Source organism: Nocardia neocaledoniensis, from assembly GCF_029868625.1.
Taxonomy (GTDB): Bacteria; Actinomycetota; Actinomycetes; order Mycobacteriales; family Mycobacteriaceae; genus Nocardia; species Nocardia neocaledoniensis_A.
The window spans coordinates 1-13,324 of the sequence record NZ_JARWOJ010000296.1; the positions used below are offsets into that span (position 1 = coordinate 1).

Below are 13,324 nucleotides of genomic sequence, written 5' to 3' on the forward strand. Positions count from 1 at the left end.
GCCGGGGGCGGGCAAATCGACCCTCGCGCAGCGGCTGTGCGATGAGCTCGCCGCAGCCGGGCGCGCCGCCCCCCTCGCGCCGATGGTTGGGTATGACCTGCGCAACGAGATCCTGCGGAAGCGGGGCGCGCGGGGCTCGGCCCTCTCTTCCCCCCCGCCCCCCCCCGCCGCCTCCCCCCCCCCCCGCCCCCCCCCCCCCCCCGCCCCCCCCCCCCCACGGCCGCGAACCGTCGCTGCGCGGCGGACCCTCCTCTGGGTCGGGTCGGGTCGGGTCGTGCGGGGCTGGGAGAGCTGTGATGCGCACTCGATGTCAGCGGGTGTCGGCGGACCGGGACAGCGATTCGTCGGCATCCTTCGGGGTCGTCAGGGGGAGGGCCAGGTGGGTGGGGGTGAGCCGGCCGCGCAAGGTGACCGTGTCGGCGAGGCTCCAGTGCGCGGTCTCGGTGTCGGCGGCGGCGGTGAGGGTGGTGGCCGAGCTGAGGAGGCGCTCGTCGTAGGACTTCGAGAGTTCGCACAGGCGGGCGGCCTCGTTGACGGCGTCGCCGATAACGGTGAACTCGTAGCGGTTGTGCGTGCCGACATTGCCCGCGACGACGCGACCGGCGGCGACGCCGATGCCCGCGTCGAGGTCGGAGGCGTCGCGGAGCCTGCGCTGGATGGCCCGCGCGCAGGACAGTGCCGAGCCTGCCGCGTCGGCCAGCGGCGCCGGTGTGCCGAAGACGGCGAGCGCGGCGTCACCCTCGAATTTGTTGAGCAGGCCGCCGTGGCGTTCCACCTCGTCGACGACGATGTCGAAGAACCGGTTGAGGATGCCGACGATCTCGGGCGCGGGCAGCGTCGCGGCCATGGTGGTGGAGCCGATGATGTCGATGAACAGGGCGGCGGCCTCGGTCTCGGTGCCGCCGAGCACCGGCTCGGAGGCGATCGCCGCCATCGCCACATCGTGGCCGACGTGCTTGCCGAACAGGTCCTCGATCATGGCGCGCTCGCGCAGGCCGTGCACCATCGTGTTGAAACCGCTCTGCAGTTCACCGAGTTCGGTGCCGTCGTAGAGCGGGATCTCGGCGGTGAGGTCGCCGTTCTCCACCCGGCGCAGCGCTTGGCGCACGCCCTTGATGGGCGCGACCGTGGCGGCGACGACCTGAGCCATCAGCACCATGCCGAACAGCAGCGCCGAACCGCCGAGGCTGAGCATGCAGACCGCCAGCCTGGCCTTGCTCACCGCGGGATCGGCCAGTGCCCACACCGCCACCGTCATCGACAGCGCCACCGGGACGCCCACCCCGACCAGCCACGACAGCATCGTCCGGCCGAAGACGCCGATGCCGCGTCTGCGCTGCGGGTCAGCGCGCAGCACCCGGGCCGTCACCGGCCGCAGCGCGAACTCCACGATCAGATAGCTGTTGGCGCACACCACGATCGCCGCGGCGCCGATGGCGAGCATGATCTTGGGGATCAGGGCGGCCTGCGCCACGCCGTAGACGATGGTGAGCACGGCCAGCGCCACCGACCACAGCATGGCCTGCTGCAACACCATCCAGCGCGGCGCCGACGCGGTGACCCGCCGCTCGGCCGCGTTCGGCACATGGTCCGGATCGGTGGCCCACCGCATGGTGCGTAGCCCGGCGACGGTGCCCCATACGGTGCCCACCGCCAGCGCGGCGGCCGCGCACAGCGGCGTGAAGACGGCGTTGATCAGCAGCAGGTCCCCGGTGAACAGGGTCGGACCCGGCAGCACGAAACCGGCGAGCACCACGGTCATCGCGATGCCGATCAGGTTGGCGATGAGCAGGGGCAGGGTGAGCAGCAACTGCACCCGGACGCGCCGGATGGCCGATTTCTCTTCGACCGGTCCGAGGAGCGGCGAGCCCCACGGCGCCGTACTCGTCGCTGCGTCGCGATGAATCACTTACGCACTGTAAACCGGAATCGGGTGGATCTACCGGATTATCGCGTAGGTCACACAGCTGATGTTCCGGCTATCCAAGCAGGTAGTCAGTGATTTTGTGACCACTGCCAAGGTGTCGATCGCGGTCATGTCGGCGACACCATTTCGGTGTACACCTGTCCACTGAGCTATCGATCGAGGAGCCGTGAGACCACTCGACGGTAGCGCTCGGGATCGATCGGCGGCAGGCCGAGCAGGGCGCGGAGGTAGACGCCGTCGCCGACGAGGCGGATCGTGTCGGCGCGCACGGGGTCGTCGATCTCGGCGTCGAGGTCGTCGGACCACGACGTCAACATGTCGTCGAGTGCCTGCTGGATCTCGTCGGGCGCGGCGGAGTTCGACGCCTCGACGCTGCGCATCGTCGCCAGCAGGGAGCGGTACAGGGCGAGCTCCACGGCATCGGCCTTGTCGGTGATGTCCGGGGTCTCCAGATACCACTCGGCGGTCGGAACGCCGGCGGCCTTCGCGTCCTCGCGCTGGGTGCGCGCCCGCTCGCCGAGGCGGCGGACGAGGCCCGCGAGCAGGGCGTCCTTGCTCTTGAAGTGATAGAGCAGGCCGCCCTTGGACACCTGGGCGGTGGCCGCGACGGCCTCGAGGGTCACCTGCGCGGCGCCACGTTCGAGCAGCAGGGTCTCCAGGGCGTCGAGGATGCGATCGCGGGTGTCGGAAGCCACGCACCGACTGTACCGTCTGGACGGTATATCTGCTACTGTACCGTCTGGACGGTTTACCAACGAAAGACGACGGAAGTCGAGAAAGCCGATGAACGCCCCTGTCACCGAGATCGCCCCGGCGCGTGCCACCACGCGCGACTGGGCGGGTCTGGCCGTATTAGCCCTCGCCCTGCTGCTGCTGGCGGTCGACGCCACCGTGCTCGACCTCGCTGTGCCTGCCATCAGCGCCGACCTCGCGCCGAGCACGCCACAGCTGCTGTGGATCATCGACGTCTACTCGTTCGTCCTCGCCGGACTGCTCGTCGTCATGGGCAATCTCGGCGACCGGATCGGCAGGCGCAGGCTGTTGCTGCTCGGCGCCGTCGGTTTCGGCGTCGCCTCGGCGCTCGCGGCCTGGTCGGTGTCGCCGGAGATGCTGATCGCGGCCCGCGTGCTGCAGGGCGTCGCCGGCGCCACGCTGATGCCGGCCACGCTCGGGCTGATCCGCTCGATGTTCCAGGACGCGCGGCAGCGCACGCTCGCCATCGGCGTGTGGAGCGCCATGGCCGGTGGTGGCGCGGCGGCCGGGCCGATCGTCGGCGGCTGGCTGCTAGAGCACTTCTGGTGGGGTTCGGTGTTCCTGGTGAACCTGCCCGTCATGGTCGTGCTGCTGATGCTGGCGCCGGTGCTCATCCCCGAATCGCGTGACCCGAATCCGGGTCGATTCGACCTGCTCAGCGCCGTGCTGTCGATGTCGGCGCTGGTCCCGGTGGTCTACGCGGTGAAGGAGACCGCGGCGCACGGGCTGAAACCGGGCGTGCTCGCGGTCGGCGCCCTCGGCCTGCTCGCCGGCGTGCTGTTCGTGCGCAGGCAGCGTCGCCTCGCCGATCCGATGCTGGACCTGCGGCTGTTCGCGCTGCCAAGGTTCCGGATCGCGGTGTTCACCAACCTGCTCGCGGTATTCGCGCTGGCCGGTGTGCTGTTCTTCGGCTCGCAGTATCTCCAGCTGGTGCTCGGCCGCTCGCCGCTCGAGGCGGGCATGGTGATGCTGCCCGGGCTGGCGGCCAGCGTGTTCGGCTCGCTCGCCGCGGCCTGGCTGGTGCGGCGCTGGCGGGCGGCGGTGGTGCTGGCCGGTGCGCTGATGGTCACCGCGCTCGGAACGGCCGCGTTCCTGGCGATCGACGCGACCAGCGGCGTCGAGGCGTTCGTCCTCGGCTTCGTCGGGATCGGCATCGGCGCCGGCGTGGCGATGACGGTGTCGGCCGACCTGGTCGTCGGCTCTGCGCCCGAGGAACGGGCCGGCGCCGCGGCGGCCATCTCGGAGACGGCCTACGAGACGGGTCTCGCGCTCGGTGTCGCCCTGCTCGGCAGCACGGTGATGGCCGTGTTCCGCGGTGGCCTCGACCTGTCGCTGCTCCCGGACGACCTGGTCGCGACCGCGTCGGGTTCGCTCAGCGGCGCTGTCGAGGCGGCTGGCGAGCTCCCCGCCGCTGTCGGCGGTGAGTTCCTCACTTCGGTGAACGAGGCCTTCGTCAGCGGCATCCACCTGACGGTGGTCGGCATCGTCGCGGTACTGCTGCTGGCGGCCTTCGCCGCCCTGCGCGCCAGGTCGGCACGCGGCTGATCTCCGTGGGCCGGGGTTTTTCGCGCCCGGCCCACGGCCACTTCGTGAGCCCGGTCATCGGGCCGGCCTCAGCGGTGGCTCGGCCTCAGCGGCGGCTGGTGTTTCAGCGGCCGGGTGGCAGCTGACGTCGCCCGCCGCCGGGCAGCTCGCCGGTGTCGTTGCCGGGCAGCTCGCCGTAGCCGTTCGCGGCGGGCAGGTCGTCGGCCGAGCCGGCGGGCAGCGCGGTGTAGCCGGGCGCGGCCTGGTACTGGCGCGGGTCCGGGTGGTACCTGGTCTGCGCGGCGTCGACGACGGTCGAGGCGATCTGCTGGGCGTACGGGTTGTACTGCGCGGGCTGGCCCTGCGGGAGGTAGCCCTGCACCGGCTGACCACCCTGGAGCTGGTAGCCGGCGGGCACCATCTGCTGCGGCGCGGCCGAATCCTGGCTGTCCACGGTGACCTTGCGGCTGCGGCGCAGGGTGAAGGTCACCTCTTCGACCTCCTCGAACGCCTGCCGCGCGGTGCGCAGCGGGTGGGTCGCCGAGTCGATCGCGTTGGCGACGAAGGAGGGCACCAGCGGGCGGATCCAGCGGGCGGCCGTGTCGGTGAAGGGCACGGTGCCGATGATCGGCAGTTCGAGCCCGCCGCCGGTCGGCGCCTGCGCGGGCGCCTGCTGCGCGGGCACGAGGGCGCCGGCCTGCGGTGCTCCGGCGGGCAGGGCCTGCGGCGCGTATCCGGCGGGCAGCTGCTGCGAGGTGACGTTCGGCTCCGAGGCCACGGCGTCGTCCTTTCGATGTGGTTCGGCGATTCCGAGCTCGAAACCGCCGATCGCGGCGATGATCCTGGTGCGCTGACGTTCGCGATCGATGACCGTGTCGGCCTCGATCGCCAGGCGGGCCGAGGTGAGTTCGTGGTCGGCGCGCAGCGCGGCCGCCTCGGTGCGTACCTCGGCGCGCTTCACCGCGATCGCGGCGTCGGCCTCGCGCTGTGCCCGGTCGGCGATCTCCTGGGCGTCGACGGTGCGGTCGAGCGAGGTCTCCCCGCGCCACCAGCGCAACAGCAGCGGCAGCAGGGCGAGCAGCACACCGGCGAGCAGGACGAGCACGCGCAGGGCGGCGGCGCCGAAATGGCCCGCGGTGTAGCTGTTCATGGCCAGCCAGCGGGCACCGAGCCCGCGGTCGCCCTCGGCGAAGGCGGTGGCGCGGGCGGCGGTGAGTTCGGCGGTCTCGGTGCGAACCCGCTGGTCGAGCGGTTCGATCCGGGCCTGCGCGGCGGCGAGCTGCTTGCGCGCGTCGTCGAGCATGTCGTTGGCGGTCTGGGTCTCCGGGCCGCGGCCGGGGACACCGGTGATCCGGGTCTGCGGGCATTCGGGCGTCGGGTTGTATTCGCAGCGGGCGATCACCAGCGCGCGATCGATATCGGTCTGTGCCGTGGCGATCGTCGCGTCGAGCGCGTTCCGGTCGGCGAGGGCCAGTTCGTGTTCGGTGCGCGCGGCGACCACGCCCGGCGCGTTCTCGGCGCTCGCCTGCGCGCGCACGTCCAGTTCCCGGTCGACGGTCCCGCCGAGCAGCACCGTCGAGGCCAGCTCGGCGACGAACACGCCGGCCAGCACACCGACCCCGATCTTCGCCGCGGTACCGCGCCGATCGTCGGCGCCCGGCCTGGTGGTGGCCAAGGCCCGTCCGAGCGCGCCCGCGCCGACCGCCACGAGAATCGACAGCGTGAGCACGCCGAACACGCCGGTCCCGGCGGCCGCGAGGGCGGCCGCGGTGACGATCCCGGCGACGACGGCGAACGACAGGACGGCCGAGCCGGTGACGACATAACCGCCGCGCTCGTGCTCGAAGGCCAGGTCGGCGCCCGTGTCGGAGTCGCGGCGCCGCGCCGCGGCGAGACCTCCGCCGAGCCAGGTGAGTGTGCCGGTCATCTGTTCTCCCCGGGTCTTGCGCTCCACTGGGCATGGCGAAACTGACATGGATTCGTTGTGCCAGCGTGACAGGCCCCGACCCGACACACCGAGCTTCGCGGGCCCCCTTGTGGTCAGCCTCACACAGCAGTGCACCCGACATCGGCGCACGGTGTGCGACGACGGCTGCGCGCGACCACACAGCGGCGTGTCGCACTCGGCGATCCGTACCTACTGGTACGTGGGTGCCAATATGTGGCGAACGACACTGAAATCGAATTTGCCAGCAGTGTGCTGTGACCCACACCCGATGTACAGACCGTACGGTTGGCTCGCTACCAAAGCACGTCGGGGCCGCTGTCGGAAATATCTCACCTACCTGGGCCCGGTTAGCGGAGCGCCCAGGTTTGACCGGCGCGTTGCCGGGGAAATCTGCTGCGGTGCAGGTGAGTTCAGCTTTCGGCCGCGCGCCGGAGGCTCGGACGGGTCTGCTCGGCCACGGTGTTCACGCAGGTCGGCGGCGGTTATTCGGGATCGATCCGGTGCCTGCTCTGCTTTACACTGGACGACGCGCGCGACGAAGCATGCCGCCGTTACAAACCCCAGCTAGACAGGTTTATTAGCACAACCTTAGTTGGTTGGGTCTGCGGTCTGACTTATCGTTTGCTCTTACGCCGAACGCACCCCTGTTCGGCACCACCACCTGTTTCGGGGTCCGGTGAAACCGGGCCAAGACTAGCGGGTGAAACCCCGCGCGGAGGTAAGGGACGTGTAAGCGTTCCGTTACCTCCGAGCACCCACTACGTCAACGAAGCGGGTGGACAACTGGAGACGTGACTGCACGCCGCAAACCATCATCGCCGCTGGTTTCGGACCGTACGGACGCAGTCTTGACGGAGGCGAAACGACGAAGGGCACACGCTCAGCGAGCTGAGCGGCCGACTCATCGACAGCCGACTTTCTTGAAGGCAGAGGCATGACGCAACTTCCTGGCCACAGGTCACCCGGTGCCACCGGGCTCTACGATCCGGCATACGAACACGACGCCTGCGGCGTCGCGTTCGTCGCCGACATGCACGGTCGACGCAGTCGAGACATCGTCGACAAGGCCATCACGGCCCTGTTGAACCTGGAGCACCGTGGTGCGGCAGGCGCGGAGCCGAACTCCGGCGACGGCGCGGGCATCCTGATCCAGCTGCCGGACAAGTTCTTCCGCGCTGTCGTCGACTTCGAGTTGCCCCCGGTCGGCTCCTACGCCACCGGTATCGCCTTCCTGCCGCAGGCCCGCCGCGAGGCCGCCCGCGCCGCCTACGGTGTCGACAAGATCGTCACCGAGGAAGGCCTGGCCGTGCTCGGCTGGCGCGAGGTGCCGATCGACGAGTCCTCGCTGGGCGCGCTGGCCCGCGACGCCATGCCGACCTTCCGGCAGATCTTCATCGGTTCGCCCAAGAACTCCGCCGAGCAGCTGTCCGGCATGGAGCTGGAGCGCCGCGCCTACGTCATCCGCAAGCGGATCGAGCACGAGCTCGGCAAGGCGGGCCCCGGTGAGGGCGCCGTCGGCAAGGAGTCGGTGTACTTCCCGAGCCTGTCCGGCGAGACCTTCATCTACAAGGGCATGTTCACCACGCCCCAGCTGCGTGCCTTCTACATCGACCTGCAGGACGAGCGCGTCGAGTCGGCCATCGGCATCGTGCACTCGCGCTTCTCCACCAACACCTTCCCCTCGTGGCCGCTGGCGCACCCGTTCCGCCGGGTCGCCCACAACGGTGAGATCAACACCGTCACCGGTAACGAGAACTGGATGCGCGCGCGTGAGGCGCTGCTGCGTTCGGACGTGTTCGGCAAGGACGAGGCGGGCAAGAACCGCCTGGACAAGATCTTCCCCGTCTGTACCCCCGGCGCCTCCGACACCGCCCGCTTCGACGAGGTGCTCGAGCTCCTGCACCTGGGCGGCCGCGACCTGCACCACGCGGTCATGATGATGATTCCCGAGGCCTGGGAACGCAACGAGAACATGGACCCGCAGCTGCGGGCGTTCTACGAGTACCACTCGATGCTGATGGAGCCGTGGGACGGCCCGGCCGCGGTGTGCTTCACCGACGGCACCAAGATCGGCGCCGTGCTCGACCGCAACGGTCTGCGCCCCGGCCGCATCTGGGTCACCGAGGACGGTCTCGTCGTGCTGGCCTCCGAGGTCGGCGTACTCGACATCGACCCGGCCACCGTGGTCCGCAAGATCCGGCTGCAGCCGGGCAAGATGTTCCTGGTCGACACCGAGCAGGGCCGCATCCTCACCGACAACGAGATCAAGTCGGAGCTGGCCGCGGCGCAGCCGTACCAGCAGTGGCTCGACGAGGGCGTCAGCCGCCTGGCCGACCTGCCCGACCGCCCGCACGTGCACATGTCGCACGACCGCGTGCTGATCCGTCAGCAGATCTTCGGATACACCACCGAGGACCTGAACCTGCTGATCACGCCGATGGCCAAGACCGGTGGCGAAGCGCTGGGCTCGATGGGTACCGATACGCCGATCGCGGTGCTGTCGAACCGGTCGCGCCTGCTGTTCGACTACTTCTCCCAGCTGTTCGCGCAGGTCACCAACCCGCCGCTGGACGCCATCCGCGAGAAGGTCGTCACCAGCCTCAAGCGCAACATCGGCCCGGAGGCCGACCTGCTGCACCCCGGCCCTGAGTCGTGCAAGCAGATCGCGCTCGAGCAGCCGATCCTGGACAACGACGAGCTGGCCAAGCTGGTCCACATCAACGACGACGGCAGCCACCCCGGCCTGCGCTCGGTGGTCGTGCGTGGCCTGTACCCGGTCGCCGAGGGCGGCGCGGGGATGCGCCGGGCGCTGGCGGCCATCAACACCCAGGTGTCGGCGGCCATCGACGGCGGCGCGCGCATCATCGTGCTCTCCGACCGCGAGTCCAACGAGAAGCTGGCGCCGATCCCGTCGCTGCTGCTCACCTCTTCGGTGCACCACCACCTGGTGCGCGAGCGCACCCGCACCATGGTCGGCCTGGTCGTCGAGGCCGGTGACGCCCGCGAGGTGCACCACATGGCGATGCTGGTCGGCTTCGGCGCGGCCGCGATCAACCCGTACATGGCCTTCGAGTCGATCGAGGACATGCTCGAGCGCGGCTCGCTGCAGGTGCCCGGTTCCACCGGCGACCTGGCGGCCGACTACCGCAAGGCCGTCGCGAACTACTGCACCGCGGCCAGCAACGGCGTGCTCAAGGTGATGTCGAAGATGGGCATCTCCACCCTGGCCTCCTACAACGGCGCCCAGCTGTACCAGGTCATCGGCCTGGCCCAGGATCTGGTCGACGAGTACTTCACCGGCCTGCGTTCGCACCTGGACGGCATCGGTCTCGACGAGATCGCCGCCGAGGTGGCCGCCCGCCACCGCGTCGCGTTCCTGGAGAACCGCAACGAGCGCGCGCACCGCGAGCTCGAGGTCGGCGGCGAGTACCAGTGGCGGCGCGAGGGCGAGTACCACCTGTTCAACCCGGACACGGTGTTCAAGCTGCAGCACGCGACCCGCTCGGGTCAGTACTCGATCTTCAAGGAGTACACCAAGCTGGTCGACGACCAGTCCGAGCGCCTGGCCGCGCTGCGTGGCCTGTTCAAGTTCAAGAAGGGCCAGCGCGCGCCCATCTCGATCGACGAGGTCGAGCCGGCGAGCGAGATCGTCAAGCGCTTCTCGACCGGTGCGATGAGCTACGGCTCCATCTCGGCCGAGGCGCACGAGACCCTCGCCGTCGCGATGAACCGCCTCGGCGCCCGCTCGAACTCGGGTGAGGGCGGCGAGAGCCCGGCCCGCTTCGAGGTCGAGGAGAACGGCGACTGGCGTCGTTCGGCGATCAAGCAGGTCGCCTCGGGTCGCTTCGGCGTCACCGCGCACTACCTGACCAACGCCACCGACATCCAGATCAAGATGGCCCAGGGCGCCAAGCCGGGCGAGGGCGGCCAGCTGCCCGCGCACAAGGTGTACCCGTGGGTCGCCGAGGTGCGGCACTCCACGCCGGGTGTCGGCCTGATCTCCCCGCCGCCGCACCACGACATCTACTCGATCGAGGATCTGGCGCAGCTGATCCACGACCTGAAGAACGCGAACCCGCAGGCTCGGATTCACGTGAAACTTGTCGCGGAGCCGGGGGTCGGCACCGTCGCCACCGGTGTGTCCAAGGCGCACGCCGACGTCGTGCTCATCTCGGGCCACGACGGCGGCACCGGCGCCTCGCCGCTGACCTCGCTCAAGCACGCGGGTGGCCCCTGGGAGCTCGGCCTGGCCGAGACCCAGCAGACCCTGCTGCTCAACGGCCTGCGCGACCGCATCGTCGTCCAGGTGGACGGTCAGATGAAGACCGGCCGCGACGTGATGATCGCCGCGCTGCTCGGCGCCGAGGAGTTCGGTTTCGCGACCGCTCCGCTGGTCGTCTCGGGCTGCATCATGATGCGCGTGTGTCACCTCGACACCTGTCCGGTCGGCATCGCGACCCAGAACCCGGTGCTGCGCGAGCGGTTCACCGGCAAGCCGGAGTTCGTCGAGAACTTCATGCTGTTCATCGCCGAGGAGGTGCGTGAGCTGCTCGCCGAGCTGGGCTTCCGCACACTCGACGAGGCCGTCGGCCGGGTCGACCTGCTCGACACCGCCAAGGCCAAGGAGCACTTCAAGGCCGCCAAGCTGGACCTGTCGCCGATCCTGGACATGCCGGAGACGGCGTTCATGAACCAGGACACCCGCTGCACCGGCACCCAGGACCACGGCCTGGACAAGGCGCTCGACAACGAGCTGATCGCCCAGGCGGCGCCCGCGCTCGAGCGTGGCCAGGCGGTCAAGATCGAAACCAAGATCACCAACGTGAACCGCACGGTCGGCACCATGCTCGGCCACGAGGTGACCAAGCTCTACGGTGGCGCTGGCCTGCCCGACGACACCATCGACATCACCTTCAACGGTTCGGCGGGCAACAGCTTCGGCGCGTTCGTCCCGGCCGGCATCACGCTGCGCGTGCAGGGTGACGCCAACGACTATGTCGGCAAGGGTCTCTCGGGTGGCCACATCGTGGTCCGCCCCGCGCTCACCGCGCCGGAGAGCTTCGTCGCCGAGGACAACATCATCGCGGGCAACGTGATCATGTTCGGCGCCACCAGCGGCCGCATCCTGATCAACGGTGTGGCGGGCGAGCGGTTCGCCGTCCGTAACTCCGGCGCCACGGCGGTCGTCGAGGGCGTGGGCGACCACGCGCTCGAGTACATGACCGGTGGTCGGGTGGTCATCCTCGGTGGCACCGGCCGCAACCTCGGCGCCGGCATGTCCGGTGGTGTCGCGTTCGTCTACGACCCGGAGGGCACGCTCGCCGAGCGGGTCAACCCGGATCAGGCGGAGGCGATCGAGCAGCTCTCGGGTGACGACTTCACCTGGCTGCGCGACATCATCACCGTGCACCGCGACGAAACGGGTTCGGCTGTGGCCGAACGCATCCTGAGCGATTGGTCCCAGCAGGTGAACCACTTCGTGAAGGTCATGCCCCGCGAATACAAGAAGGTTCTGCTCGCCATCTCCGAAGCCGAGAAGAGCGGCAAGGACGTTGACGAGGCGATTATGGAGGCCGCTCGTGGCTGATCCCCAGGGATTTCTGAAGCACACCTCTCGGGAGCTCCCGACCCGCCGTCCGGTGCCGCTGCGCCTGCTCGACTGGAAAGAGGTGTACGAGGACAAGTTCTCGCACGACACTCTCCAGCGTCAGGCCAGCCGCTGCATGGACTGCGGTATCCCGTTCTGTCACAACGGTTGTCCGCTCGGAAACCTGATTCCCGAGTGGAACGACCTGGTGTACAAGGGCGGCTGGCGCGAGGGTATCGACCGGCTGCACGCCACCAACAACTTCCCGGAGTTCACCGGCCGCCTGTGCCCGGCTCCGTGTGAGGCGTCGTGCGTGCTCGGCATCAACCAGGACCCGGTCACGATCAAGCAGGTCGAGGTCGAGCTCATCGAGAACGCCTTCGACGAGGGCTGGGTCACCCCGGTGTACCCGACCCGCCTGACCGGCAAGAAGATCGCGATCGTCGGTTCCGGCCCGGCCGGTCTGGCCGCCGCGCAGCAGCTCACGCGTGCCGGGCACACCGTCACCGTGTTCGAGCGCGACGACCGCATCGGCGGCCTGATGCGCTACGGCATCCCGGAATTCAAGATGGAGAAGCGCTTCATCGACCGCCGCCTGGCGCAGATGGAGGCCGAGGGCACCATCTTCAAGCCCGGCGTGAACGTCGGTGTCGACATCACCGCCGAGGAGCTGCGCGAGCAGTTCGACGCGATCGTGCTCGCCGGTGGCGCCACCATCGCCCGTGACCTGCCGATCCCGGGCCGCGAGCTCGACGGCATCCACCAGGCGATGGAGTTCCTGCCGCTGGCCAACCGCGTCCAGCTCGGTGACGACATCACCGACGAGAACGGCCTGCCGCCCATCCACGCGAAGGGCAAGAAGGTCGTCATCATCGGTGGTGGCGACACCGGCGCCGACTGCCTGGGCACCTCGCACCGCCACGGCGCCGAGAGCGTCCACCAGTTCGAGATCATGCCGCGTCCGCCGGAGGAGCGCGCCGGCTCCACCCCGTGGCCGACCTACCCCCTGATGTACCGGGTGTCCTCGGCGCACGAGGAGGGCGGCGAGCGGGTGTTCTCCGTGAACACCGAGCGTTTCGTCGGCAAGGACGGCAAGGTCACCGGGCTCGAGGCGCACGAGGTCAAGATGGCCAACGGTCGCTTCGAGAAGGTCGAGGGCACCGACTTCACCCTCGAGGCCGACCTGGTGCTGCTGGCCATGGGCTTCGTCGGCCCGCAGAAGCCGGGCCTGCTGACCGACCTCGGCGTCGGCTACGACGGCCGTGGCAACGTGCAGCGCGACAAGAACTGGGCCACCAACATCCCCGGCGTCTTCGTCGCCGGTGACATGGGCCGCGGTCAGTCCCTGATCGTGTGGGCCATCGCCGAGGGCCGTGCCGCCGCGTCGGCGGTCGACAAGTTCCTCGAGGGCGAGACGGCGCTGCCCGCGCCGATCCCGCCGACGGCAGTCGCCCAGCCCGGATAAGCGATAACCCGGAGCCGGGCCCAGTCCTCGATCGAATCCGGCAGCGGCGCCACGGAATCCAGGGCCGGTGATTGCAGGCCGTAGAGCGGACGGTCCGGGTCGAGGTGGGCGGCGAGCCCG

Annotated in this window: 6 protein-coding genes; 3 read left to right on the forward strand and 3 right to left on the reverse strand. The window is 69.6% G+C overall.

The window, feature by feature from the left end:
- Positions 1–310: 310 nt before the first annotated feature.
- On the reverse strand, positions 311–1,909 hold the full coding sequence (locus QH270_RS22240; protein WP_280345717.1) for an adenylate/guanylate cyclase domain-containing protein: 1,599 nt from the start codon (positions 1,907–1,909) through the stop codon (positions 311–313).
- A gap of 167 nt (positions 1,910–2,076) precedes the next feature.
- A complete protein-coding gene (locus QH270_RS22245; RefSeq protein WP_280345719.1) occupies positions 2,077–2,622 on the reverse strand; it encodes a TetR/AcrR family transcriptional regulator in 546 nt (181 codons plus the stop codon).
- Positions 2,623–2,710: 88 nt separating this feature from the next.
- Here QH270_RS22245 and QH270_RS22250 point away from each other — a divergent pair, with 88 nt between their 5' ends.
- Positions 2,711–4,225, forward strand: coding sequence for an MFS transporter (locus tag QH270_RS22250; protein ID WP_280345720.1), 1,515 nt, complete (start codon positions 2,711–2,713; stop codon positions 4,223–4,225).
- A gap of 103 nt (positions 4,226–4,328) precedes the next feature.
- Here QH270_RS22250 and QH270_RS22255 read toward each other — a convergent pair whose 3' ends face one another.
- Positions 4,329–6,131, reverse strand: a complete 1,803-nt coding sequence (locus QH270_RS22255) for a DUF4407 domain-containing protein (protein WP_280345722.1) — start codon at positions 6,129–6,131, stop codon at positions 4,329–4,331.
- A gap of 955 nt (positions 6,132–7,086) precedes the next feature.
- Between QH270_RS22255 and gltB the strand changes: the two genes are divergently transcribed.
- Positions 7,087–11,739, forward strand: a complete 4,653-nt coding sequence (gltB, locus tag QH270_RS22260; RefSeq protein ID WP_280345724.1) for a glutamate synthase large subunit — start codon at positions 7,087–7,089, stop codon at positions 11,737–11,739.
- A complete protein-coding gene (locus tag QH270_RS22265) occupies positions 11,732–13,204 on the forward strand; it encodes a glutamate synthase subunit beta (protein WP_280345727.1) in 1,473 nt (490 codons plus the stop codon). The genes gltB and QH270_RS22265 overlap by 8 nt, the downstream gene beginning before the upstream one ends.
- Positions 13,205–13,324: the final 120 nt, after the last annotated feature.